The organism is Streptomyces sp. LUP47B (genome assembly GCF_001746295.1).
Classification (GTDB): domain Bacteria; phylum Actinomycetota; class Actinomycetes; order Streptomycetales; family Streptomycetaceae; genus Streptomyces.
The window spans coordinates 277810-303278 of the sequence record NZ_MJAH01000010.1 but is presented as its reverse complement, the minus strand read 5'-3'; the positions used below and the strand labels follow the sequence as shown (position 1 = coordinate 303278).

Annotated in this window: 22 protein-coding genes; 14 read left to right on the top strand and 8 right to left on the bottom strand. The window is 71.5% G+C overall.

Annotation, left to right across the window (positions count from 1 at the left end):
- Window positions 1-26: 26 nt before the first annotated feature.
- Window positions 27-662 (bottom strand): TIGR03085 family metal-binding protein, encoded by a 636-nt coding sequence (locus BFN33_RS29390; RefSeq protein ID WP_069763165.1) that lies wholly within the window; start codon window positions 660-662, stop codon window positions 27-29.
- Between the two features lie 83 nt (window positions 663-745).
- Here BFN33_RS29390 and hisI point away from each other — a divergent pair, with 83 nt between their 5' ends.
- The 11 genes from hisI to lgt all read left to right on the top strand — a co-directional run bounded on the left by hisI (window position 746) and on the right by lgt (window position 9610).
- Entirely contained in the window at window positions 746-1198 is a 453-nt protein-coding gene (hisI, locus tag BFN33_RS29385; RefSeq protein WP_079141060.1) for a phosphoribosyl-AMP cyclohydrolase, read from the top strand.
- A gap of 11 nt (window positions 1199-1209) precedes the next feature.
- Window positions 1210-2688, top strand: a complete 1479-nt coding sequence (locus BFN33_RS29380) for an anthranilate synthase component I (protein ID WP_069763164.1) — start codon at window positions 1210-1212, stop codon at window positions 2686-2688.
- Window positions 2689-2759: 71 nt separating this feature from the next.
- Entirely contained in the window at window positions 2760-3401 is a 642-nt protein-coding gene (locus BFN33_RS29375) for a TIGR02234 family membrane protein (RefSeq protein ID WP_069763163.1), read from the top strand.
- Window positions 3402-3507: 106 nt separating this feature from the next.
- Window positions 3508-3759 (top strand): HGxxPAAW family protein, encoded by a 252-nt coding sequence (locus BFN33_RS29370; protein ID WP_069763162.1) that lies wholly within the window; start codon window positions 3508-3510, stop codon window positions 3757-3759.
- Between the two features lie 83 nt (window positions 3760-3842).
- Complete coding sequence (locus BFN33_RS29365) at window positions 3843-4271, top strand: DUF2752 domain-containing protein (RefSeq protein WP_069763161.1); 429 nt, start codon at window positions 3843-3845, stop codon at window positions 4269-4271.
- Window positions 4272-4451: 180 nt separating this feature from the next.
- Window positions 4452-5261 carry an indole-3-glycerol phosphate synthase TrpC gene (gene trpC, locus BFN33_RS29360; protein WP_057618470.1) on the top strand — a complete coding sequence of 270 codons (810 nt, stop codon included), beginning with the start codon at window positions 4452-4454 and terminating at the stop codon, window positions 5259-5261.
- Window positions 5262-5282: 21 nt separating this feature from the next.
- On the top strand, window positions 5283-5498 hold the full coding sequence (gene trpM, locus BFN33_RS55610; protein ID WP_079141059.1) for a tryptophan biosynthesis modulator TrpM: 216 nt from the start codon (window positions 5283-5285) through the stop codon (window positions 5496-5498).
- Window positions 5499-5556: 58 nt separating this feature from the next.
- The gene (trpB, locus tag BFN33_RS29355) at window positions 5557-6843 is read left to right on the top strand and encodes a tryptophan synthase subunit beta (RefSeq protein ID WP_069763160.1); all 1287 of its coding nucleotides are present in this window, start codon (window positions 5557-5559) and stop codon (window positions 6841-6843) included.
- Window positions 6840-7658 carry a tryptophan synthase subunit alpha gene (trpA, locus tag BFN33_RS29350; RefSeq protein ID WP_069763159.1) on the top strand — a complete coding sequence of 273 codons (819 nt, stop codon included), beginning with the start codon at window positions 6840-6842 and terminating at the stop codon, window positions 7656-7658. The genes trpB and trpA overlap by 4 nt, the downstream gene beginning before the upstream one ends.
- Window positions 7659-7761: 103 nt before the next feature.
- Window positions 7762-8529: a thioredoxin domain-containing protein gene (locus tag BFN33_RS29345; protein ID WP_069763158.1), complete on the top strand. Its 768-nt coding sequence runs from the start codon at window positions 7762-7764 to the stop codon at window positions 8527-8529.
- 115 nt (window positions 8530-8644) lie between these two features.
- A complete protein-coding gene (gene lgt, locus BFN33_RS29340) occupies window positions 8645-9610 on the top strand; it encodes a prolipoprotein diacylglyceryl transferase (RefSeq protein WP_069763157.1) in 966 nt (321 codons plus the stop codon).
- Between the two features lie 57 nt (window positions 9611-9667).
- On the opposite strand, the gene BFN33_RS29335 is transcribed toward lgt, so the two are convergent.
- The 7 genes from BFN33_RS29335 to BFN33_RS29305 all read right to left on the bottom strand — a co-directional run bounded on the left by BFN33_RS29335 (window position 9668) and on the right by BFN33_RS29305 (window position 17950).
- Complete coding sequence (locus tag BFN33_RS29335) at window positions 9668-10498, bottom strand: CoA ester lyase (RefSeq protein ID WP_069763156.1); 831 nt, start codon at window positions 10496-10498, stop codon at window positions 9668-9670.
- Window positions 10495-11685 (bottom strand): CaiB/BaiF CoA-transferase family protein, encoded by a 1191-nt coding sequence (locus BFN33_RS29330; protein ID WP_069763155.1) that lies wholly within the window; start codon window positions 11683-11685, stop codon window positions 10495-10497. The genes BFN33_RS29335 and BFN33_RS29330 overlap by 4 nt, the downstream gene beginning before the upstream one ends.
- Window positions 11682-12575: a ribokinase gene (rbsK, locus tag BFN33_RS29325; RefSeq protein ID WP_069763154.1), complete on the bottom strand. Its 894-nt coding sequence runs from the start codon at window positions 12573-12575 to the stop codon at window positions 11682-11684. The genes BFN33_RS29330 and rbsK overlap by 4 nt, the downstream gene beginning before the upstream one ends.
- On the bottom strand, window positions 12572-13930 hold the full coding sequence (locus tag BFN33_RS29320; protein WP_069763153.1) for an ADP-ribosylglycohydrolase family protein: 1359 nt from the start codon (window positions 13928-13930) through the stop codon (window positions 12572-12574). Before BFN33_RS29320 ends, rbsK begins: the two co-directional genes overlap by 4 nt.
- Window positions 13918-15084, bottom strand: coding sequence for an ADP-ribosylglycohydrolase family protein (locus tag BFN33_RS29315; RefSeq protein WP_069763152.1), 1167 nt, complete (start codon window positions 15082-15084; stop codon window positions 13918-13920). The genes BFN33_RS29320 and BFN33_RS29315 overlap by 13 nt, the downstream gene beginning before the upstream one ends.
- An 8-nt stretch (window positions 15085-15092) precedes the next feature.
- Complete coding sequence (locus BFN33_RS29310) at window positions 15093-16451, bottom strand: ADP-ribosylglycohydrolase family protein (protein ID WP_079141075.1); 1359 nt, start codon at window positions 16449-16451, stop codon at window positions 15093-15095.
- A gap of 398 nt (window positions 16452-16849) precedes the next feature.
- Entirely contained in the window at window positions 16850-17950 is a 1101-nt protein-coding gene (locus tag BFN33_RS29305) for an ADP-ribosylglycohydrolase family protein (RefSeq protein ID WP_069763151.1), read from the bottom strand.
- 274 nt (window positions 17951-18224) lie between these two features.
- Between BFN33_RS29305 and BFN33_RS29300 the strand changes: the two genes are divergently transcribed.
- The 3 genes from BFN33_RS29300 (at window position 18225) to BFN33_RS29290 (ending at window position 25386) form a co-directional block, all read left to right on the top strand.
- Window positions 18225-18956 (top strand): VIT1/CCC1 transporter family protein, encoded by a 732-nt coding sequence (locus BFN33_RS29300; protein WP_069763150.1) that lies wholly within the window; start codon window positions 18225-18227, stop codon window positions 18954-18956.
- 378 nt (window positions 18957-19334) lie between these two features.
- Entirely contained in the window at window positions 19335-23933 is a 4599-nt protein-coding gene (gene gltB / locus BFN33_RS29295) for a glutamate synthase large subunit (RefSeq protein ID WP_079141058.1), read from the top strand.
- A complete protein-coding gene (locus tag BFN33_RS29290; RefSeq protein ID WP_069763149.1) occupies window positions 23926-25386 on the top strand; it encodes a glutamate synthase subunit beta in 1461 nt (486 codons plus the stop codon). Before gltB ends, BFN33_RS29290 begins: the two co-directional genes overlap by 8 nt.
- Window positions 25387-25469 lie beyond the last annotated feature (83 nt).

Sequence of the window (25469 nt, the reverse complement as noted above, 5' to 3'; positions counted from 1 at the left end):
CGGCGCGCCGAGCTCCCGGTGTGACCTCAGATTCCGAGCTCCTTCGCCTCGTGCAGCTTGGCGATCGCCTCCTTGTCGCCGTCCAGCTCCACCTTGGCCGCGCTCTGCCGGCCGTACAGGAACAGCAGCAGCTCCGACGGCTCACCGGTCACCGTGACGACCGGTGTGCCGCGGTGGGCGACCGCCGTCTGGCCGTCCGGGCGGCGCAGTACCAGGCCGGTGGGGACGCCGCGGCCCATCAGCCGGGCGGTGCGCTCCAGACGGGACCACAGGGTGTCCTGGAAGACGGAGTCCAGTTCGCGCGGCGCCCAGTCGGGGCGGGCCCGGCGGACGTCCTCGGTGTGGACGTAGAACTCGACCGTGTTCGACAGCTCCTCGACCTGCTTGAGCTGGAACGGCGAGAAGCGCGGCGGGCCGGTGCGGATCAGCTGGATCAGTTCGTCGTAGGGCTTCTCGGAGAACTCGGCCATCACCCGGTCCAGGCGGGACGCGAGCTGCTTGATCAGCAGGCCGCCGGCGGCGTCGGGACGGCGCTCGCGCACCACCACGTGCGCCGCGAGATCCCGGGTGAGCCAGCCCTCGCACAGAGTGGGGGCGTCCGGGCCCTCGGCCTCCAACAGGTCGGCGAGGAGAAGTCGTTCACGCTTGGCGAAAGTCGACATGCAGTCAGCCTACGGCCGCCCGACGGGTCCGCCCAGTGGACAGGGCCCCGGGCTTGTCGGTGGCGCGCGGCACAATGGCAACCATGACCAGCACGCCCCCGCCCGCCCGTCGCCCGGCCACCGCCCCTCATCGAGGCGCTTCGCGCCACAGTGCTCCATCCAGTCACCTCGACCCGGAGATCGCCGCGCGTCTCAAGCGCAGCGCCGACGGGCTCGTCCCCGCCATCGCCCAGCAGTACGACACCGGTGAGGTGCTCATGCTCGGCTGGATGGACGACGAGGCACTGCACCGCACGCTGACCACCGGCCGCTGCACCTACTGGTCGCGCAGCCGCCGGGAGTACTGGGTCAAGGGCGACACCTCCGGCCACTTCCAGTGGGTCAAGTCCGTCGCCCTGGACTGCGACGCCGACACCGTGCTGGTCAAGGTCGACCAGATCGGCGCCGCCTGCCACACCGGCGCGCGCACCTGCTTCGACGCGGACGTGCTCCTCAAGGACGGCGCTGATTCCGGTACCGCCGCCTCGGATCAGTAAGGTCAGCCGCCATGGACCTCGAGACCTTCCGCAAGCTGGCCACCGACCGCCGTGTCATCCCCGTCACGCGCAAGCTCCTGGCCGACGGCGACACCCCGGTCGCCCTCTACCGCAAGCTCGCCGCCGAGCGCCCCGGCACCTTCCTGCTGGAGTCCGCGGAGAACGGCCGCTCCTGGTCCCGCTACTCCTTCGTGGGCGTGCGCTCGGCCGCGACCCTGACGGCACGCGACGGCCAGGCCCACTGGCTCGGCACCCCACCGGTCGGCGTCCCCGTCGACGGCGACCCGCTCGCCGCCCTGCGCGCCACCATCGAGGCCCTGCACACCCCGCACCAGGAGGGCCTGCCGCCCTTCACCGGCGGCATGGTCGGCTACCTCGGCTACGACATCGTCCGCCGCCTGGAGAAGATCGGCCCCGGCGAGCGCGACGACCTGAAGCTCCCCGAGCTGACCATGCTCCTGACCAGCGACCTCGCCGTCATGGACCACTGGGAGGGCTCGGTCCTGCTGATCGCCAACGCGATCAACCACAACGACCTCGACACCGGCGTGGACGAGGCCCACGCGGACGCGGTGGCCCGCCTGGACGCGATGGAGGCGGACCTGTCCCGCGCGGTGGCCCAGCCCCCGGCCGTCCTGCCGCCCTCCGAGCTGCCCGAGTACACCGCGCTCTGGGGCGGCCCCGACTTCCAGGAGGCCGTCGAGGACATCAAGGAGCGCATCCGGGCCGGGGAGGCCTTCCAGGTCGTCCCCTCCCAGCGCTTCGAGACGCCGTGCACGGCAAGCGCGTTGGACGTCTACCGCGTCCTGCGGGCGACCAACCCGTCCCCGTACATGTACCTGTTCCGCTTCGACGGTTTCGACGTCGTCGGCTCGTCCCCCGAGGCCCTGGTCAAGGTCGAGGACGGGCACGCCATGGTGCACCCCATCGCCGGCACCCGGTGGCGCGGGGCGACTCCGCAGGAGGACCAGGCCCTCGCCGACGAGCTGCTCGCCGACCCGAAGGAGCGCGCCGAGCACCTGATGCTGGTGGACCTCGGCCGCAACGACCTGGGGCGCGTCTGCGAGCCGGGCTCCGTCGAGGTCGTCGACTTCATGTCCGTCGAGCGCTACTCCCACGTGATGCACATCGTCTCCACGGTCACCGGCAAGGTCGCGCAGGGCCGCACCGCCTTCGACGTCCTGACCGCCTGCTTCCCCGCGGGCACCCTCTCCGGCGCCCCCAAGCCCCGCGCGATGCAGATCATCGACGAACTCGAGCCCTCCCGGCGCGGGTTGTACGGCGGCTGCGTCGGCTACCTCGACTTCGCGGGCGACTCCGACACCGCGATCGCGATCCGTACGGCCCTCCTCCGCGGCGGCACCGCCTACGTCCAGGCCGGCGCCGGCATCGTCGCCGACTCCGACCCGGTCGCCGAGGACACGGAGTGCCGCAACAAGGCGGCGGCGGTCCTGCGGGCGGTCCACACGGCGAACCGGCTCGGCAAGTAGGGGCCTTCGCCGCGGAATGGGGCGCTTCTCACGGAACCCCGGGTGCCCGTTCGCCCGGGGTTCGGGTGATAGTGGGGTACGTGACTGCTGTACCTCACCCCCGTTCCGAAGCCGCCGGACCCGCCAGGGCCGGACGTCTGAGTCTCGCTGTCGCTCTGCTGTGCGGCGCGCTCGGCGCCGCCGTGGCGCTGCTGGCCACCCGTCAGCGGTGGTCAGAGGGCACCGCGACCGTGGCAGGCGGCGCCTTTCCCCTGACCGCCAAGGGCAGTGACGTCACCGGCGTCCCCGCCGCCCTGGCCATAGTGGGCCTGGCCGCGCTCGTCGCCGTCTTCGCCGTCCGCAAGGCCGGGCGCTTCCTGGTCGCCGCGCTGCTCGCGCTCTCCGGCGCGGGGATCGTCGCCGCGGCGCTGTTCGGGGCGAGTGACTCGTCCGCGCTGGACGAGCAGGCGGCCCAGGCCTCCGGCGACACCTCGGCGACGGTCGCCGCTCTCTCCCACACCGCCTGGCCGTACGTCGCGGTGGTCGGGGGTGCGCTGATCCTGCTCGCCGGGCTGCTCGCCCTGCGGTACGGACGGCTGTGGCCCGCGATGTCCGGGCGCTACGAGCGGGACGGGGCGCCACGGGTGCGTCGTAAGGCCGCCGTCGTGGACCCTGACCGGCCCGAGGACATCTGGAAGGCCCTCGACCGGGGAGAGGATCCGACGGGGGCATAGCGGTCGCCCGCAAAGCGCGACCCCGGATCACCTCGTGCCCTCGCGTGCGGGACAATGACTTCGAGCGTCCGGCTCAGACACGTACTTCAGCACCTAGGAGCAAGCAATGGCGGGCAGCAGCCACGGTCACACCCCGGCCGCCTGGACCGGTGTCACTATCGCCTTCATCGGTTTCTGCGTCGCGGGCGCCTTCATGGTGATGGCCCAGCCGGCGGGCTTCTGGGCCGGTATGGCGATCGTGGTCATCGGTGGTGTCGTCGGCTGGATCATGAGCGCGATGGGGATGGGCATGCCCAAGGACACCCACAAGCCGCTCGCCACCTCGCAGCAGGGTGAGACGGCCGAGGCCAAGAGCTGACACGCACAGCACCTCGTGGAGGGGCGGCCCGGCGGGAGCGCGGGGGCCGCCCCTCGCGCGTGCGTGGGGTCCCGCAGGGCACAATGCGAGGCGTGAACGCCGACACCCAGCGCGCACCCCGACTCAGCGGGCTCGCCGTCCCGGGCGGAATCCTGGCGGCCGTCGCCGGGGCCTTCGCGTACGTGGGGACCGTGGACCCCAACCAGCCCGGCCACTATCCCGTCTGTCCGCTCTACCGGATCACCGGCCTCTACTGCCCCGGCTGCGGCGGTCTGCGCAGCGCGCACGCGTTCATCCACGGTGACTTCCTGGCCGCCCTCCAGGACAACGCGATGGCCGTTGTGGGCTATCTGGGCTTCGCCGTGCTGTGGACCGTCTGGGTGGTCCGTGCGGCACGCGGCCGACCGCTGCGGCTCGCGCTCGGGCCGGTGCACCTGTGGACACTGGGCACATTGCTGCTGGTCTTCACGGTTGTCCGGAACCTGCCGTTCGGTGGCGGGCTTCATCCTTGATCAACTGGCGAACGTCCAGTATGGGGGCACCTCCCGCCCGAGCATGCGAAGCTTGTTCGAGGGTGGGGGAGGGTGCGGCGTCAACCGGATGCGAGGCCTACGCCCTCCTGCGGATACCATCGCAGTGACCACTTGTTTTCATCAGTCGCCGGACCGACCGCCTGGAAGGGGGCCGCTCGCGTGAGTGTGCTCGACGAGATCATCGACGGAGTCCGTGCCGACCTCGCGGAACGGCAGGCGCGCGTCAGCCTCGACGAGCTCAAGGAGCGCGCGGCGAAGGCTCCCGCGGCCAAGGACGGCGTGGCCGCCCTGCGTGGCGACGGCGTCAAGGTCATCTGCGAGGTCAAGCGCTCCAGCCCCTCCAAGGGCGCGCTGGCCGCGATCGCCGACCCGGCGGGCCTGGCCGCGGACTACGAGGCGGGCGGCGCGGCCGTCATCTCCGTCCTCACCGAACAGCGCCGCTTCGGCGGCTCGCTGGCCGACCTGGAGGCCGTCCGCGCGCGCGTGGACATCCCGGTCCTGCGCAAGGACTTCATCGTCACGTCGTACCAGCTCTGGGAGGCCCGGGCCTACGGTGCCGACCTCGTGCTGCTCATCGTCGCGGCCCTGGAGCAGCCCGCCCTGGAGTCCCTCATCGAGCGCGCCGAGTCCATCGGGCTCACCCCGCTCGTCGAGGTCCACGACGAGGACGAGGTCGAGCGCGCGGTGGACGCCGGCGCGAAGATCATCGGCGTCAACGCGCGTAACCTCAAGACCCTCGAGGTCGACCGCGGCACCTTCGAACGCGTCGCCCCCGAGATCCCCGCCCACCTCGTCAAGATCGCCGAGTCCGGCGTCCGCGGCCCGCACGACCTGATCGCGTACGCCAACGCCGGCGCCGACGCGGTCCTGGTGGGCGAGTCCCTGGTCACCGGCAAGGACCCCAAGACGGCGGTCTCCGACCTGGTGGCGGCCGGCGAGCACCCGGCACTGCGGCACGGCCGCGGCTGATCGCCCGATAGGCTGACCCCGATGACACTCACCCTGACCCCCATGGACCGGCACGCCCGCCTCGCGCGCGGCTGCCGTCCGAGGGGCTGCCGGGCCCCGGCTCGCCGGGTACACGGCCGTAGGGTCCGTTACGTCATCGGTGACGAACCTGGGCAGGTAAACGGGCGGCGATGGCAGCAGGCCTTCAGGGGCGCGGGGAACTGCGCGACCAGCCCCCACGGGCCCGCAGTCAACTGACAACCCCCCGCCCCACGGCGATTAGTGTTTTCCCACAAACTCACCGTGAGGTTTCCGCATGCCCAGCGAGTTCTTCATCCCCGACCCCGAGGGTCAGATCCCCAGCCCCGAAGGCTACTTCGGCGCGTTCGGCGGCAAGTTCATCCCGGAGGCCCTCGTCGCCGCCGTGGACGAGGTCGCCGTCGAGTACGACAAGGCCAAGCACGACCCCGAGTTCGCCCGTGAGCTCGACGACCTGCTGGTCAACTACACCGGCCGCCCGAGTTCGCTCACCGAGGTCCGCCGTTTCGCCGCGGAGGCGGGCGGCGCCCGGATCTTCCTGAAGCGGGAAGACCTCAACCACACCGGCTCCCACAAGATCAACAACGTTCTCGGTCAGGCCCTGCTCACCAGGCGCATGGGCAAGACCCGGGTGATCGCCGAGACGGGCGCCGGTCAGCACGGCGTCGCCACGGCCACCGCCTGCGCGCTGTTCGGCCTCGAGTGCACCATCTACATGGGCGAGATCGACACCCGGCGCCAGGCCCTCAACGTGGCCCGGATGCGCATGCTCGGCGCCGAGGTCATCGCCGTGAAGTCCGGCAGCCGCACGCTCAAGGACGCGATCAACGAGGCTTTCCGCGACTGGGTCGCCAACGTCGACCACACGCACTACCTGTTCGGCACCGTCGCGGGACCGCACCCCTTCCCGGCCATGGTCCGCGACTTCCACCGCGTGATCGGCGTCGAGACCCGCCGCCAGCTCCTGGAGCGCGCCGGCCGTCTTCCCGACGCGGCCATCGCCTGCGTCGGCGGCGGCTCGAACGCCATCGGCCTGTTCCACGCCTTCATCCCAGACACCGGCGTACGCCTCATCGGGTGCGAGCCCGCCGGGCACGGTGTGGAGACCGGCGAACACGCGGCGACCCTCACCGCGGGCGAGCCCGGCATCCTGCACGGCTCCCGCTCCTACGTCCTCCAGGACGAGGAGGGCCAGATCACCGAGCCGTACTCCATCTCCGCCGGTCTGGACTACCCGGGCATCGGCCCCGAGCACTCCTACCTCAAGGACAGCGGCCGCGGCGAGTACCGCGCGGTCACCGACGACGCGGCGATGCAGGCCCTGCGCCTGCTGTCGCGCACCGAGGGCATCATCCCGGCCATCGAGAGCGCCCACGCGCTGGCCGGTGCCCTGGAGGTCGGCAGGGAGCTCGGCAAGGACGGACTGATCGTGGTCAACCTGTCCGGCCGCGGTGACAAGGACATGGACACGGCCGCCCGCTACTTCGACCTGTACGACACCGACGCCCAGGTCGCCGCCGACCAGGACGCCGACACCGCCGAGATCGAGGGGGACGCCAAGTGAGCGGGAACATTCAGCTGCTGTCGGACACCCTCGCCGCCGCCAGGGCCGAGGGCCGCGCCGCGCTCATCGCCTACCTCCCGGCCGGGTTCCCGACCGTGGACGGCGGGATCGAGGCGATCAAGGCCGCGTTCGACGGCGGTGCCGACGTCGTCGAGGTGGGTCTGCCGCACAGCGACCCCGTCCTCGACGGCCCCGTCATCCAGACCGCCGACGACATCGCCCTGCGCGGCGGCGTCAAGATCGCGGACGTCATGCGCACGGTCAAGGAGACCCACGAGGCCACCGGGAAGCCGGTGCTCGTGATGACGTACTGGAACCCCATCGACCGCTACGGCGTGGAGCGCTTCACGGCCGAGCTCGCCGAGGCCGGCGGCGCGGGCTGCATCCTGCCCGACCTGCCGGTGCAGGAGTCGGCGCTGTGGCGGGAGCACGCGCAGAAGCACGCGCTCGCCACGGTCTTCGTGGTCGCGCCCAGCAGCAAGGACGCGCGACTCGCGGAGATCACCGCGGCCGGCAGCGGCTTCGTCTACGCCGCCTCGCTGATGGGCGTCACGGGTACCCGTGAGTCGGTCGGGGCGCAGGCCCAGGACCTGGTCGAACGGACCCGGGCCGCGGGTGCCGACCTGCCGGTCTGCGTCGGGCTCGGCGTCTCCAACGCCACGCAGGCCGCCGAGGTGGCCGGCTTCGCCGACGGCGTGATCGTCGGCTCGGCCTTCGTGAAGCGGATGCTCGACGCGCCGGACGACAGGGCCGGGGTGGAGGGCGTCCGCGCACTCGCGGGCGAGCTGGCGAAGGGCGTGCGCCGACAGGCGTGACCGCGGCGCGGCCCGTCATCGCGTAATGAGATATTCGGTCACTCGAAGGAGTGGTCCTGGGACCGGGGAGGCGCGGTGCGCCTCCCCGGTTCGTTCTGCGGGTGTGAGCGAGAAGAACCGTGAGGGAAAGCGCACCGCCCGGGAGCGGCTGGCGGAGGAGCGCGCGAAGCAGAAGACCGCGGACAGGCGGCGCCGGGTGCTGATCGTGGGCGCGAGCGTGGTGTGCGTCCTGGGTCTCGCGGCGGTGATCGGTGTCATCGCGGCGAACTCCGGCAAGGACAAGGCCTCGGGCCCGGTCGTGGCGCCCTCGGGGGCCAACGGCCAGGACAGCCTCGCCGTCCCGGTCGGCAAGGAGGGCGCGAAGTCGACGCTGGTCGTCTGGGAGGACTTCCGCTGCCCGGCCTGCAAGGCCTTCGAGGCGGCGTACCGGCCGGCGATCCACGAGCTCACCGGGTCCGGCAAGCTCAAGGTCGAGTACCACCTGGCGACGATCATCGACGGCAACATGGGCGGCACCGGCTCCCGCAACGCGGCCAATGCCGCGGCCTGCGCCCAGGACGCCGGGAAGTTCCCGGCGTACCACGACGTGCTCTACGAGAACCAGCCCGAGGAGACCAGCGACGACTACGCCGAGAACGGCAAACTCCTCGAACTGGCGAAGAAGGTCGACGGGCTCGACACCCCCGCCTTCCGCAGCTGTGTCGAGAAGGGCACCCACAACACCTGGGTGGACAAGTCCGCGGCCGCCTTCCGCAACGGCGGATTCTCCGGCACCCCGACCGTGCTGCTCGACGGCAAGAACATCTACCAGGACCGGACGATGACGCCGGCGAAGCTGAAGCAGCAGGTGGAGGCCGCCGCCAAGGGGTGAAGGAGCGGCTGACAGGGAGCAAGCCGGCGGGCGGGTTCTCTCACCCGCCTGTTATCCACCCGTTGCCGGGCCGCCTGCCGTCGGCCCGGCCCGGCAGGGTAGCGTCGACCCTGCCATGGAACTTGCCTACATTCCCAGCCCGTCGCGCGGGGTGATTCACCTCGGTCCCATCCCGCTGCGTGGCTATGCGTTCTGCATCATCATCGGTGTCTTCGTTGCCGTCTGGCTCGGCAACAAGCGCTGGATCGCCCGCGGCGGGCGGGTCGGCACGGTGGCCGACATCGCGGTCTGGGCCGTGCCGTTCGGACTGCTCGGCGGCCGCCTCTACCACGTGATCACGGACTACGAGCTGTACTTCAGCGAGGGCCGTGACTGGGTGGACGCCTTCAAGATCTGGGAGGGCGGCCTCGGTATCTGGGGTGCGATCGCGCTCGGCGGGTTGGGCGCGTGGATCGGCTGCCGGCGCCGGGGCATCCCACTGCCCGCCTGGGCCGACGCCCTCGCCCCCGGTATCGCCCTCGCGCAGGCGATCGGCCGCTGGGGCAACTGGTTCAACCAGGAGCTGTACGGCAAGCCGACCGACCTGCCGTGGGCCCTGCACATCACGTCCTCCACGGACGGCCGGGTGCCGGGCTACTACCACCCGACGTTCCTGTACGAGTCGCTGTGGTGCGTCGGCGTCGCGCTCCTCGTCATCTGGGCCGACCGCCGCTTCAAGCTGGGACACGGACGGGCCTTCGCGCTGTACGTCGCCGCGTACTGCACGGGGCGCGGCTGGATCGAGTACATGCGCATCGACGACGCCCACCACATCCTCGGGGTCCGGCTCAACGTCTGGACCGCGATCATCGTGTTCGTGCTCGCGGTGACGTACTTCGTGCTGTCGGCGAAGAAGCGGCCCGGCCGCGAGGAAGTGGTCGAGCCGGGTGCCGACGCCGCCGACGGTGAGGCCGAAGAGGCCGAGAAGGCCCACGGTGCGGAGAAGGAAGAGAAGGCAGAGAAAGCCGAGGCCGACTCCGGCGAGACCGAGGCCGACTCCCGTGAGGTGAGCGACGAGGCCGGGTCGGCGAAGAAGAGCTGACGGTCCGTTGTACGTCGACGAGGGCGCCCCGAGTTGTCGGGGCGCCCTCGCCGTATGTCAGCGGCGGTGGGCGAGGGAGAGCGTGCGGTGGGCCTGGGTCACCACCGCCGCGTCGATGAAGGTGCCGTTCGGGAGGGCCTGGGCGCCCCGGTGGGCCTCCGCCGCCTTGAGGACCGTCTCCGCCTGCTCGATCTCCTCCGCCGTGGGGAGATAGACGCGCTCGATCACCGGGAGCTGGCGGGGGTGCACGGCTGCCCGGCCCAGAAAGCCCAGGGCGCGGCCGTGGGCGCAGGACGCTTCGAGGCCCGCCAGGTCCTGGGTGTCGGGGTGGACCGACTGGGGCGGGGGAGGGAGGGACGCCGCTCTTGCCGCCACGATCACTCGCGAGCGGGACCAGTCCAGGCCCCCGTCGTGTCGTACGCCGAGGTCGGCTCGCAGGTCTGCCTCACCGAGGGCGATGCCGCGCAGACCCGGGTGCGCGGTGGCGATGGCGTAGGCACGCTCGATGCCCAGGGCCGACTCCAGGAGGGCGTACAGGGGCGGGGCGCCTCCTTCGGCCCAGGCCGTCGTCTGTGCGACGTGGGTGATCTGGTCGGGAGCGGTGACCTTGGGCAGCCGTAGGCCGGAGATGCCCGGGAGGGCGGCGATCGCTGCCAGGTCAGCCGCCGCCAGGGGATTGTCCAGGGCGTTCACCCGGACGTGCACCGGGATCGGCTGCGGGTCGGCGAGACGTTCGGCCGTCGCCTCGCGGGCGTACCGCTTGCGTTCGGGGGCCACCGCGTCCTCCAGGTCGACGACCACGACATCGGCGCCGGAGGCCAGGGCCTTGGTGACGGTCTCCGGGCGGTCGCCGGGGACGTAGAGCCAGGTGAGCGGGTGCGGTCTCACAGCGCACCCTCCGTGCGCAGGGCCGTCAACTCGGCCTCGGTCAGGCCCAGTTCCGTCAGGATCTCGTCCGTGTCCGCGCCGTGCGGGCGGCCCGCCCAGCGGATCGCGCCGGGGGTCGAGGAGAGCCGGAAGAGGACGTTCTGCATGCGCAGGGGGCCGAGGTCGGGATCGTCGACCGTGGTGACGGTGTCGAGCGCCTGGTACTGCGGGTCGGCCATCACGTCCCGGATGTCCTGGATCGGGGCGACCGCGGCCTCCGCCTTCTCGAAGGCCGCGAGGACGTCGGCGCGGGTGCGTTCGGCGATCCAGGAGCCGACCGCCGCGTCGAGGACGTCGGCGTGGGCGGCGCGCTGGGCGCCGGTCGCGAACCATGGCTCGTCGATCAGCTCCGGGCGGCCCACCAGGCGCATCACGCGCTCCGCGATCGACTGGGCCGAGGTGGAGACGGCGACCCAGGTGCCGTCCGCCGTGCGGTAGGTGTTGCGCGGGGCGTTGTTGGCGGATCGGTTGCCGGTGCGCTCCTGGACGAGGCCGAGCTGGTCGTACCAGGTCGGCTGCGGACCGAGGACCGTCAGGATCGGTTCGATGATCGCCATGTCGACGACCTGGCCCTCGCCGGTGCGGTCGCGGGCCGCGAGCGCCGTCATCACCGCGTACGCCGTGGCCAGGCCCGCGATGGAGTCGGCCAGGCCGAAGGGCGGCAGGACCGGGGGCGCGTCCGGTTCGCCGGTGATCGCCGCGAAGCCGCTCATCGCCTCGGCGAGGGTGCCGAAGCCGGGGCGGTGGGCATACGGGCCGAACTGGCCGAAGCCGGTGACCCGGGTGAGGACCAGCCGCGGGTTGACGGCGGAGAGCTCCGGCCAGCCGAGGTCCCACTTCTCCAGGGTGCCGGGGCGGAAGTTCTCGATGACCACGTCCGCCGTTTCGGCCAGGCGGAGGAAGGTGGCGCGACCGCCCCGCTTGGAGAGGTCGATCGTGATCGTGCGCTTGTTGCGGCCCAGGACCTTCCACCACAGGCCGATGCCGTCCTTCGAGGGTCCGTGGCCACGGGAGGGGTCCGGCCTCGTGGGGTGTTCGATCTTGACGACCTCCGCGCCGAAGTCGCCGAGCATGGTGGCCGCGATCGGGCCCGCGAACAGGGTGGCCAGGTCGAGAACGCGGAGGCCGGTGAGAGGTGCGTGTGTCATGACGTGTACCGGGCCTCGATCTCGGATCGGTAGGGCATCGACGCCGAGGCGCCTTCCCGCTGGACGGAGAGCGCGGCCGCCGTGGCCGCCCAGGCCATCGCCTCCCGGATCGGCCGTTCCTCGCCGAGGGCGACGGCGAGGGCGCCCACGAAGGTGTCACCGGCACCCGTGGAGTCCACGGCGGTGACGTGCGGGGCGGGGACGGCGAGGGGTTCGGCGTCCCGGGTCAGATACACGCTGCCCGCCGCGCCCAGGGTGATCACCACGCGCGGGACCCGGTCCAGGAGGGCGGCGCCCGCGGCGAACGGGTCGCTCTGGCCGGTGAGGGTGGCCGCCTCGTGCTCGTTGGGCACCAACAGGTCGGTGGCGGCGAGGAGTTCGGGCGGGAGGGGCCGGGCGGGGGCGGGCGTGAGGATCGTGCGGACGCCGTGGGACCGGGCCGTCTGCGCGCCCGCGAGGACCGCCGACAGGGGGGTCTCCAGTTGGAGGAGCAGGGCGTCGGCGGAGGCGATCAGGCCCTCGTCGCCGGGGACGAGGTGGTCGACGGCGCCGTTCGCGCCGGGGATGACGACGATCGCGTTGCCGCCCGCGTCGTCCACCACGATGTGCGCGGTGCCGGAGGGGCCGTCGAGGGTGCGCAGGTGGTCGGTGGTCACGCCGGAGTGCTCCAGGGTGGAGCGCAGCCGGGTGCCGAAGCCGTCGTTGCCGACCGCGCCGATCATCGAGACGGTGGCGCCGGCGCGGGCCGCGGCGATCGCCTGGTTGGCGCCCTTGCCGCCGGGGATCGTACGGAACTCTCTGCCGGTGACGGTTTCTCCGCGCCGGGGTGCCTTGTCGACGTAGGTGACCAGGTCCATGTTCGTGCTGCCGAGCACGGCGATGTGGGTCATGGGCGAGCAGCCTCCCGGTGGGTGAGGTGGGCCAGGGTGTCGAAGCCGGTGCCGTTGAAGTCGGCGACGGAGGTGGCCAGACGGTTCTTGAGGGGGGTGGTCCAGCGGTCGGGGAGGTGGTCGGGGGCACCGGCCAGGAGCGCGGCGATGCTGCCGGTGGTGGCGCCGTTGGAGTCGGTGTCCCAGCCGCCGCTGACCGCTCTGCAGACGGAGCCGGTGAAGTCGCCGTTCGCGTGGGTGAGGGCGGCGGTGATCAGCGCGGTGTTGGGGATCGAGTGCACCCAGTGGTGGGTGGCCGCGTGGGTGGCGTGGAGTTCGTCAACGACCTCGTCGAAGTCCTCGTGCCGCTCGGCCAGTCGGACGGCGTGGGTGATCGCCCTCGCCAGGCGGGAGTTCGGGGGGATCACGGTGAGGCCGGTGCGCAGGCAGGTGTGGATGTCGGGGGTCGTCGTCGCCCGGGCGATCACCGCTGCCGTGAACATCGCCGCGTAGACGCCGTTCGCCGTGTGGGTGAGGGTGGCGTCCCGGTGGGCCTGTTCGGCCGCGGCGGCCGGGTCGCCGGGGTTGGTCCAGCCGTGGACGTCCGCGCGGATGAGGGCGCCGATCCACTCGCGGAAGGGGTTGCGGTGGCGGGCCGTTCTCGGGGGTTCCAGGCCCTGGAGGAGGTTGCGGTAGGCGATGCGTTCGGCGGTGAAGGTGCGGCCGGCGGGGAGTTCGGCCAGCCAGAGTTCGGCCACGTCCGTGGTGGTGAACCGCCTGCCGTGGCGTTGCAGCAACAGGAGGTTCAGCAGGGGGTAGTTGAGGTCGTCGTCCTCGGGCATGCCGTCGATGTTCTCGGCGAGGGAGGTGGTTGCCGAGCGGCGGTTCCAGGGATGGGCGGCGAGGAGTTCCGCCGGGACGCCCTTGGCCGTGAAGTACGTGTCGAGGGGCCAGTTGCCGGTTGACCGTGCGAGTCGGCGGATGGCATCGAGGGGGAGCTTCTCCACCGGTTTGCCCAGGAGGCAGCCCGCCGCCCGGCCCAGCCAGGCCGCCTCCAGACCGGCCTGCGCGGGGGGTGCCGCGGGGGTGTGCGACGGCCACTCCCGGCAGCGGGCCTTGATCGTCGCGAGGTCGGTGGGTTCGTGTTCCGCCAACGCGCTGGGGAGATCCGCCAGTTCGTCCAGCAGGTCTTCCGCCAGTTGCCGCAGGTACCTGGACGCGGGCTCCGCGGAGGCGCCCGCTCGTGTCGGCGCCCCCTTGCCGCCCGCCGCTCTCCACCTCGCCACGATCGCCGACGGCTCCCTGCCGTCCTGGGCCGCCTGGCGGAGTTCGTGGCCGATCAGGTCCTCCGGCTGGACCCAGGTCAGTCGGAGCATCTCGGGCCTCCGAGGTCCGCGAAGGCCGCCTCGTGGGTCCTGCGGTGGGTCACGTCCCGCTCGAAGACCTCCCGGGTCACGGCCGTCAGCGTCGCCGCCGGTTCCCACAGGTCCAGGCGGCTCGCCTCCGAGACCGTTTTGGACCAGTCGTCCGGGACCGGGGAGCCCAGGGCGCCGGCCAGGGCGCCGGCCATCGTGGCGATCGAGTCGCAGTCCCTGCCGTAGTTCACCGCGCCGAGGACCGCGCGCCGGTAGTCGCCCGCGGCCACGAGCAACATGGCCAGGGCGATGGGGAGTTCCTCGATCGCGTGGAGGCGGGAGGGGCGGCGGGCGCCGAGGGAGGGGGCGCGGTAGTCGGGGCCGACCGTGTCGTAGGGCGCGACCGCCTTCCGCAGCGGGAGCAGTGCCGACTCGAAGTCCGTGTGGCGGGTGGCCACTTCGCAGACCTGCTCGATCGCGGTACGGGTGCCGTCCTTCGCCAGCGAGAGACAGGTCGTCACCACGGAGTCCGGTGTCGCGCCCGGTGTCGCCGCCGCCGCGACCGCCGCCGCGAAGACTCCCGCCGCCTCGCGGCCGTACGACGACTGGTGGGCGCCCGCGACGTCCAGTGCCTCGGCGTAGGCGGCTCGCGGGTTCGCCGCGTTGACCAGGCCGACGGGCGCCATGTACATCGCCGCGCCGCAGTTGACGATGTTGCCGACGCCTGCCTCCCGGGGGTCGACATGGCCGTAGTGGAGGCGCGTGACCAGCCACTTCTCGGCGAGGAAGATCCGCTGGAGGGGGAGCGCCGCCGCCTCCAGCTCCGGGATCCAGCGCGGGTTCGTCATCAGGTCGGGGACCAGGTGGTCGGCGATCGCGTAGGCGTCGAGGTGGTCGCGGACGCGGTCGTAGACCCTGATCAGGGCGTGGGTCATCAAGGTGTCGTCAGTGATGTGGCCGTCGCCCTTGTGGTACGGGGCGATGGGGCGGGCGGTGCGCCAGGCGTCGCCGTTCCAGGGGCCGACGATGCCGTGGACGCGGCCAGCGTGACGTTCGAGGATCTGGTCGGGGGAGTAGCCCTCGACGGGGCCGCCGAGGGCGTCGCCCACCGCCGCGCCCACGAGGGCTCCGGTGATCCGGTCCTCAAGGCCGATTTCTGAGTTTTTGGGCGTCATGCCCGGAATCATCCTCCTGGGAGGGGCGGTTGTGCGGCTTCCAGGAGTTCGGCGAGTTCCACGAGGTCCGTGCCGGTGAGGCGGGGGAGGGCGCAGCCGGAGAGTGTCCGGCAGGTGTTGCGCCAGGTGGCGGGGATCGCGCCGGCGCCGCCCAGTGCCCCGGTCAGCGCGCCCACCAGGGCGGGGGCCGAGTCGGCGACCCGGGAGAGGCAGGCCGCGGCGGGGATCGCCTCGGCGATACGGCCCTGTGCGGCGCCGGCCAGCGCCAGGGCCACGGGGACGGTTTCGGCGGCCGCGATGCCGTAGCTGTAGACGTGGTCGACGATTTCGTGTTCCAGGGCGGGGATCAGGGCGAAGGCGGTGTCGGCGGACCGGGCGAGGTGCAGGGCGTGGCGGGCGTTGCGGCCGATCTCCGTCTCCTCGGGGAGTTCGGTGAGGGCGGCCGCCACGCAGGCCTCGACGGGGGTGCCGATCAGGGCGAGGGAGACGGCCGCGGCCATCGCCCGTGCGCCGTGTACGCCGTCTCCGTCCTGGGTGTAGCGGGCGTCGAACTCGGCCAGGTCCGCGGCGAGTCGGGGGTTGCCGGGGTGGGCGACGGCGAGGACACAGGCCCTGATGCAGGCCGCGTCGTCGAAGTAGTGCGGGTTGTCGTGGCCGGTGGCGGGTGGGCGCAGTCCGGTGGCGAGGTTGCCGAGCCCCGCTCTTACGGAGATACGGGCGCGCAGGGGGAGGACGGCGGACTCGATCTCGGGGGCGCGATGTGCCGCGGCGGCCACTTCGGCGGCGAGGGCGTTCCAGGTGGCGTCGATGGCGGCTCTTGTACGGCGGTCTCCGGTCAGGTCGCCGAGGGTCGTGCCGGCGCCTGCCCTGAGGAGGGCTTCCGCGGTGAAGGCCGCCCATTCGGCGTCGTCGGAGGGGCCGAGGCGGAGGGGTTCGGGGGGTTGGTTGAGGGCGATGGGGACGGGGAGGGTGGTGGTGGCGTTCTGTTCGGCGAAGGTGTCGAGCTCGCGGGTGAGGCGGCGGGTCCAGTCGGGCATGCGGGCGGCTCTGTGGCGGGCGGCGGGCCAGCCGGCGGCGTCGCCTGCGGCGAGGCCGAGGAGGAGGCCCTGGACTCGCTGTCCGGCCTCGGCTTCGCCTTCGGCCTTCGTTTTCCCACCCGCACCACCCGCGCGGCTTTCGTGGTCGGCTGCGGGTGGCCCCTGTGGGGCGAACTCGCCGTCGGCGGGCGCGGGTTGGTGTGGCTTCGGCGTGGGCGCGGCGGGTTGGTGCGGCTTCGCCGTGGGCGCCGTGTGCGCCGCGGGGTCGGTGGTGGGTGGCGGGGCTGTGGTGCTGTAGGTGGTTGGCGCGGTCGTAGTGCTGTGGGTGATCGGTTGGGTGGTGGCGTCCGTGGTGGGTGGCGGGGCTGTGGCGCTGCAGGTGGTTGCCGCGGTCGTGGTGCTGTAGGCGTTCGATCGGGTGGCCGGGCCGGTGGTGGTTGGTGGGGCGGCGCCGGACGTGGTCGGTCGGGTCGTGGCGTCGGAGGTGGTCGGTCGGGTCGTGGCGTCGGAGGTGGTCGGTCGGGCCCGGGTGTCGGAGGTGGTCGGTCGGGCGGCGGTGGTGTCGGACGTGGTCGGTCGGGCCGTGGCGTCGGACCTGGTCGCTCGGGCTGTGGTGTCGGACGTGGTCGGTCGGGTCGTGGTGTCGGAAGCGGTCGGTGGGGCTGTTGTGGTGGGGGTGATTCGGGTGGGGGTGGGGCCCGGTGTCTCCGTCGAGGGGCCCGGCCGCCTCATCGGGCCACTCCCGGGTTGCCGTCCGCCGCCAGGGTGAAGGCGGCCGGGTTCGCGGCCGGCCATGGGTGCCGGGTGAGGCCGGTCGTGGCCCACTTCTTGTCCTCGCCCGGCACCAGCAGCTCCGCCACGTCCAGTACGTGATGGCCCGCCATGGAGGGGAGGCAGGTGCCGCTCGCCGGGCCGATCGCCGACGCCCAGTCGGCCGGGATCGCCGACGCTCCCCTCGTCGCTCCCGCCAGGGCCCCCGCCACCGCCGCCGTCGTGTCCGCGTCCCTCCCCATGTTCACCGCCGTCAGGACCGCCTCGCGGAAGTCGCCGTCGGCCGCCGCGTACGCGCCGAAGGCCAGGGCCACCGCCTCGGGGGCCAGGTCGGTCCACGGGTAGCCGCCGATCACCACCGCGGAGCGGACCGCCCTCTCGCCCCGGTGTGCCACGGCCACGGCTCGGCGCAGTGACCGGGCCGTCCAGCTGTCGTCCGGGATCACCGCCAGCGCGGACGCGACGACCACGACGGTGGGTGCGCCCGCCATCGCCGCCGCCACTCCCGCCGCCACCGCCTGCCCGCCGTAGATGCCCTCGCCGTCGTGGCTCACCGAGCCGTCGATCGCCACCAGACGGGCCGCCTCAGCGGGACGGCCCGCCGCGAAGACGCCGAAAGGGGCCGCCCGCATGGCCAGGCCGTCACTCCAGGCGTGGCGGTGCTGGGCCGAGATCGGGGCCGCCAGGCCGCGGCGCAGGTTCTCCAGCGTGCCGCGCTCGCTGAAGCCCGCGCCCCGGAACGGGCCCTCGTCCCGGTCCGCGATCCACTCGTGCCAGGCCGCCTCCACATGGGACGGCGTGAGGGCCGAGCCGTGCCGGGCGAGCAGCAGGCCGGAGAAGATCGTGTACTCCGTGTCGTCCGTACCGGCCGGCTCGTCCAGCACATAGCCCTCGATACGGCCCCAGCGGGCGCGGATCTCCGACGGCTTCATGTTCTCGGCGGGGGCCCCCAGGGCGTCCCCGACCGCCAGGCCCAGCAGGGCGCCGCGGGCCCGCTCGCGGAGTTCGGCGGCGCCCTCGGGCGCCGGGACCGAGGGAATGCAGGCGATCGATGCCATACGCGGCCTCTCCCAGAGGGGGTTCCACATGGGGCGCGGAACCCTTTGCGCATGTGTCCCACCATCGGCGGTTGACCTGAGCCTCCGAAGCCTCAGCATCACCCGGTCGACAGCTGAGCGGTGATCCGATCGTCTGCGCATTCGAAGGTAAAGCCGCAGGTTAGCCGAGCCTTTCCTTGCTGGCGGACGGGAATGAGCCGTCGTACTGTGAGCGTTGTTAAGAATTAGAATGTGTCCAAAGTTAGCTTTGGCTTAGCTTCCCTGGGGGACCGGAATGGCCATCATCGACATCGAGGCGCCACTGCACGAGGCGCACCGGGACAACCACACGCACCGGGACGTGAACGGCGGCTGGCTCAGGCCCGCCGTCTTCGGTGCCATGGACGGACTGGTCTCCAACCTCGCGCTGATGACCGGAGTCGCCGGTGGGGCCGTCGGTCAGCACACCATCGTGATCACCGGACTCGCGGGGCTCGCGGCCGGTGCCTTCTCCATGGCCGCCGGTGAGTACACCTCCGTCGCCTCGCAGCGCGAGCTCGTCGAGGCCGAGCTGGACGTGGAGCGCCGGGAGCTGCGGAAGCATCCCCAGGACGAGGAGGCCGAACTCGCGGCCCTGTACGAGGGGCGTGGTGTCGAACCCGAGCTGGCGCGCGAGGTCGCGCGGCAGTTGTCGAAGGATCCCGAGCAGGCCCTGGAGATCCATGCCCGTGAGGAGCTCGGGATCGACCCGAGTGACCTGCCCTCGCCGCTCGTCGCCGCCGTGTCCAGCTTCGGGTCCTTCGCCCTGGGCGCCCTGCTGCCCGTACTGCCGTATCTGCTCGGGGCGACCGTCCTGTGGCCCGCCCTGCTGCTCGCTCTTGTGGGACTGTTCGCGTGCGGTGCCGTCGTGGCCAGGGTGACCGCGCGGACCTGGTGGTACAGCGGACTCCGGCAGCTCGCTCTGGGAGGTGCGGCGGCCGGTGTGACGTACGCCCTGGGCAGTTTGTTCGGAACGGCCGTAGGATAGATCGGCTGCTACTTATGCGATGGGCCGCATAAGTAGCCGTTACTCGCTGGTTTCGAATGCTTAACCAATGGGCATGAGCCGTAAGCGCTGCGGGCAATGACGCTTGCGGCGCACCCGCGGGGTCGGCGACGACGCCTTCACCGCCCCTGGGCCGACGGACGACGATCTGACCGATCGGTCCGGCTCGGTCCCCACATACTTCAAGCCACGTGTGCGACACCCCCCTCGCACGCCGTGGCGTCCGCATGTTGGAACGGAGTATCCGGTTCCCGAGATCCGCTCCATCATGTAACCTGCACGAAATTTTGCACTTACGCAGAGGGCCAACGTCGTCCCTCGGCAAGCTGAATATGCCAATTGACGACGACGGGAGAGCCGATGCGTACGCCGCGCCAGCCGTCCCAGCACTCCACGAGTGGCCAGAAGTGGTCGTTCATGGATGCTCGCCCTGCTGCGCAGGGTATGTACGACCCCCGCAACGAGCGCGACGCCTGTGGCGTCGGCTTCGTGGCCACCCTCACCGGCGAGGCGAGCCATGCGCTGGTCGAGCAGGCGCTCACCGTTCTGCGCAACCTGGAGCACCGCGGTGCCACCGGCTCCGAGCCCGACTCGGGTGACGGCGCGGGCATCCTGTCCCAGGTTCCGGACGCATTCTTCCGTGAGGTCACCGGCTTCGAGCTGCCGGCGGCCGGTGCGTACGCGGTCGGTATCGCCTTCCTGCCGGAGGACGGCGTCGAGGACGCCGTCTCGCGCATCGAGACGATCGCCGCCGAGGAGGGCCTCACTGTCCTCGGCTGGCGCGAGGTCCCGGTCGCCCCGGAACTGCTCGGCGCCACCGCCCGCTCGACGATGCCGGCGTTCCACCAGATCTTCGTTGGCGACGGCTCGTCGGAGGGCATCGACCTCGACCGCAAGGCCTTCGTGCTGCGCAAGCGCGCCGAGCGCGAGGTCGACGTCTACTTCCCCTCGCTGTCCGCGCGGACCATCGTCTACAAGGGCATGCTGACCACCGGTCAGCTGGAGCCCTTCTTCCCGGACCTGTCCGACCGCCGCTTCGCCTCCGCGATCGCGCTCGTGCACTCCCGGTTCTCCACGAACACCTTCCCGTCGTGGCCGCTCGCGCACCCGTACCGCTTCGTCGCGCACAACGGTGAGATCAACACCGTCAAGGGCAACCGCAACTGGATGGCGGCCCGCGAGTCCCAGCTGGTCTCCGACCTCTTCGGTGGCGACGACAAAGCCCTCGAGCGCGTCTTCCCGATCTGTACGCCGGACGCCTCCGACTCGGCGTCCTTCGACGAGGTGCTCGAACTCCTGCACCTGGGCGGCCGTTCGCTGCCGCACTCCGTGCTGATGATGATCCCGGAGGCGTGGGAGAACCACGACTCCATGGAGTCGGTCCGCCGCGCCTTCTACCAGTTCCACTCCAACCTGATGGAGCCCTGGGACGGCCCGGCCTGTGTCACCTTCACCGACGGCAAGCAGGTCGGCGCGGTCCTCGACCGCAACGGCCTTCGCCCCGGCCGCTACTGGGTCACCGACGACGGCCTCGTCGTCCTCGGCTCCGAGGTCGGCGTCCTCGACATCGACCCCGCCAAGGTCGTCCGCAAGGGCCGTCTCCAGCCCGGCCGGATGTTCCTCGTCGACACCGTCGAGCACCGCATCATCGAGGACGACGAGATCAAGGCCGGCCTCGCCGCCGAGCAGCCGTACGCGGAGTGGCTGGAGGCCGGCGAGATCGAGCTCGGCGACCTGCCCGAGCGCGAGCACATCGTGCACACCCACGCCTCGGTCACCCGCCGCCAGCAGACCTTCGGCTACACCGAGGAAGAACTCCGCGTCCTCCTCGCGCCGATGGCCAAGGCCGGTGCCGAGCCCATCGGTTCGATGGGTACGGACTCGCCGATCGCCGCGCTGAGCGAGCGCCCGCGTCTGCTCTTCGACTACTTCACCCAGCTGTTCGCGCAGGTCACCAACCCGCCGCTGGACGCGATCCGCGAGGAGCTCGTCACCTCGCTGCGCTCGGCCCTCGGCCCGCAGGGCAACCTGCTCGACCCGAGCGCCGCCTCCTGTCGCTCCGTCGTGCTGCCCTTCCCGGTGATCGACAACGACGAGCTGGCCAAGCTCATCCACATCAACGCCGACGGCGACATGCCCGGCTTCAAGGCCGCGACCCTGTCCGGCCTGTACCGGGTCTCCGGCGGCGGCGACTCCCTCGCCGCGCGCATCGAGGAGATCTGCGCCGAGGCCGACGCCGCCATCGACAACGGCGCCCGGCTGATCGTCCTCTCCGACCGCCACTCGGACGCCGAGCACGCGCCGATCCCGTCGCTGCTGCTCACCGCGGCCGTCCACCACCACCTCATCCGCACCAAGCAGCGCACCCAGGTGGGCCTGCTGGTCGAGGCCGGTGACGTCCGCGAGGTCCACCACGTCGCCCTGCTGATCGGCTTCGGCGCCGCGGCCGTGAACCCGTACCTGGCCATGGAGTCCGTCGAGGACCTGGTCCGCGCGGGCACCTTCCTGTCGGACATCGAGGCCGAGCAGGCCATCCGCAACCTGATCTACGCCCTGGGCAAGGGCGTACTGAAGGTCATGTCGAAGATGGGCATCTCGACCGTCGCCTCCTACCGCGGCGCCCAGGTCTTCGAGGCCGTCGGTCTCGAAGAGGGCTTCGTCCAGAAGTACTTCAGCGGCACGGCCTCCAAGATCGGCGGCGTCGGCATCGACGTCATCGCCAAGGAGGTCGCCGCCCGGCACGCCAAGGCGTACCCCGCCTCCGGGATCGCGCCCGCGCACCGCGCCCTCGAGATAGGCGGCGAGTACCAGTGGCGCCGCGAGGGTGAGCCGCACCTGTTCGACCCGGAGACGGTCTTCCGCCTCCAGCACTCGACGCGCGCGAACCGCTACGACATCTTCAAGAAGTACACGGACCGCGTGAACGAGCAGTCCGAGCGCCTGATGACGCTCCGCGGCCTGTTCGGCTTCACCTCCGACCGGCAGCCGATCCCGGTCGACGAGGTCGAGCCGGTCAGCGAGATCGTCAAGCGCTTCTCCACCGGCGCCATGTCGTACGGCTCCATCTCCAAGGAGGCGCACGAGACCCTCGCCATCGCCATGAACCAGCTGGGCGGCAAGTCCAACACCGGTGAGGGCGGCGAGGACGCGGACCGGCTGTACGACCCGGCGCGGCGCTCCTCGATCAAGCAGGTCGCCTCCGGCCGCTTCGGTGTGACCTCCGAGTACCTGGTCAACGCGGACGACATCCAGATCAAGATGGCCCAGGGCGCCAAGCCCGGCGAGGGCGGCCAGCTGCCCGGCCACAAGGTCTACCCGTGGGTCGCCAAGACCCGGCACTCGACCCCGGGTGTCGGCCTGATCTCCCCGCCGCCGCACCACGACATCTACTCCATCGAGGACCTGGCCCAGCTGATCCACGACCTGAAGAACGCGAACCCGCAGGCGCGGATTCACGTCAAGCTGGTCTCCGAGGTCGGCGTCGGCACGGTCGCGGCGGGTGTGTCCAAGGCGCACGCGGACGTCGTCCTGATCTCCGGTCACGACGGTGGCACCGGTGCCTCCCCGCTGACCTCCCTGAAGCACGCGGGCGGACCCTGGGAGCTCGGTCTCGCCGAGACCCAGCAGACCCTGCTGCTCAACGGCCTGCGCGACCGGATCGTCGTGCAGACCGACGGTCAGCTCAAGACCGGCCGTGACGTCGTCATCGCCGCGCTGCTCGGCGCCGAGGAGTTCGGTTTCGCGACCGCGCCGCTCGTCGTCTCCGGCTGCGTCATGATGCGCGTCTGCCACCTGGACACCTGCCCGGTCGGCATCGCCACCCAGAACCCGGTGCTCCGCGACCGGTTCACCGGCAAGGCCGAGTACGTCGTGAACTTCTTCAAGTTCATCGCCGAGGAGGTCCGCGAGATCCTCGCCGAGCTGGGCTTCCGGTCCATCGAGGAGGCCGTCGGTCACGCCGAGGCGCTCGACGTGACCCGCGCGGTCAACCACTGGAAGGCGCAGGGCCTGGACCTGGCTCCGCTCTTCTACGTGCCCGAACTGCCCGAGGGCGCCGCGCTGCACCAGGTCATCGAGCAGGACCACGGCCTGGAGAAGGCGCTCGACAACGAGCTCATCAAGCTCGCCGCCGACGCCCTGGCCGCCGACTCGGCGACCGACGCCCAGCCGGTGCGCGCCCAGGTCGCCATCCGCAACATCAACCGCACGGTCGGCACCATGCTCGGCCACGAGGTGACGAAGAAGTTCGGTGGCGCGGGCCTGCCCGACGACACCATCGACATCACCTTCACGGGCTCCGCCGGCCAGTCCTTCGGCGCCTTCCTGCCGCGCGGTGTCACGCTGCGCCTGGAGGGCGACGCCAACGACTACGTCGGCAAGGGCCTCTCCGGTGGCCGCGTCATCGTCCGCCCGGACCGGCGTGCCGACCACCTCGCCGAGTTCTCGACGATCGCGGGCAACACCATCGCCTACGGCGCGACCGGCGGCGAGCTGTTCCTGCGCGGTCGTTCCGGCGAGCGCTTCTGCGTCCGCAACTCCGGTGCGCTGGTGGTCTCGGAGGGCGTGGGCGACCACGGCTGCGAGTACATGACCGGCGGTCACGCGGTGGTCCTCGGCGAGACGGGCCGCAACTTCGCGGCCGGCATGTCCGGCGGTGTCGCCTATGTGATCGACCTCGACCGGGACAACGTCAACGTCGGCAACGCGAACGCCGTCGAAGCGCTCGACGAGGCCGACAAGCAGTGGCTGCACGACGTGGTGCGCCGCCACCAGGAGGAGACCGCCTCCACGGTCGCCGAGAAGCTGCTCGCCGAGTGGGACACCGCCGTCGAGCGCTTCAGCAAGATCATCCCCAGCACGTACAAGGCAGTGCTCGCCGCCAAGGACGCCGCCGAGCAGGCGGGACTCTCCGAGTCCGAGATCACCGAGAAGATGATGGAGGCGGCGATCAATGGCTGACCCGAAGGGCTTCCTGAACCACGGCCGTGAGGTCGCCAAGTCCCGCCCGGTCGACGTGCGCCTGAAGGACTGGAACGAGGTCTACGTCCCCGGCTCCCTGCTGCCGATCATCAGCAAGCAGGCCAGCCGCTGCATGGACTGCGGCATCCCGTTCTGTCACAACGGCTGTCCGCTCGGGAACCTCATCCCCGAGTGGAACGACTTCGCCTACCGCGAGGACTGGTCCGCCGCCTCCGAGCGTCTGCACGCGACCAACAACTTCCCGGAGTTCACCGGTCGCCTGTGCCCGGCGCCCTGTGAGTCGGCGTGTGTGCTCGGCATCAACCAGCCGGCCGTGACCATCAAGAACGTCGAGGTCTCGATCATCGACAAGGCGTGGGACAGCGGTGACGTCGAGCCGCAGGCACCCGAGCGCCTGTCCGGCAAGACCGTCGCGGTCATCGGGTCGGGCCCCGCCGGTCTCGCCGCCGCGCAGCAGCTCACGCGGGCCGGACACACCGTCGCCGTCTACGAGCGCGCGGACCGCATCGGAGGCCTCCTCCGGTACGGCATCCCCGAGTTCAAGATGGAGAAGCGGCACATCAACCGCCGTATCGAGCAGATGCGCGCGGAGGGCACCCGCTTCCGTACCGGCATCGAGATCGGCCGCGACCTCAGGGCGACCGACCTGAAGAAGCGCTACGACGCGATCGTCATCGCCGCCGGTGCCACGACCGCCCGTGACCTGCCGGTCCCCGGCCGCGAGCTCAAGGGCATCCACCAGGCCATGGAGTACTTGCCGCTGGCCAACAAGGTGCAGGAGGGCGACTACGTGGCGCCCCCCATCACGGCCGAGGGCAAGCACGTCATCGTCATCGGCGGCGGCGACACCGGCGCCGACTGCGTGGGCACCGCCCACCGCCAGGGCGCGGCCTCGGTCACCCAGCTGGAGATCATGCCGAGGCCGGGCGAGGACCGTGCCCCGCACCAGCCGTGGCCGACCTTCCCGATGCTCTACAAGGTCACGTCCGCGCACGAGGAGGGCGGCGAGCGGGTCTACTCCGTCTCGACGACCCACTTCGAGGGCGACGAGGACGGCAACGTCCAGTGGCTGCACCTCACCGAGGTCGAGTTCATCGACGGCAAGCTGACCCCGAAGCCGGGCACGGAGCGCAAGATCCCCGCCCAGCTGGTGACCCTGGCCATGGGCTTCACGGGCACGGACCGCGAGAACGGTCTCGTGGACCAGTTCGGCCTGGAGCTCGACGAGCGCGGCAACATCGCCCGCGACGCCGACTTCCAGACCAACGTGCCGGGTGTCTTCGTCGCCGGTGACGCGGGCCGCGGCCAGTCGCTCATCGTGTGGGCGATCGCGGAGGGCCGCTCGGCCGCCCGCGGCTGCGACCGCTTCCTGACCGGTGCGAGTGAACTGCCCGCGCCGATCCGGCCGACGGACCGCTCGCTCATGGTGTGATCCCACCCGAATAGACGTCCCGTACAACGGCGTACGGAACGCTGATGGCGCCTGCCCTCCACGTCCCCGACCGGACCAAAGGG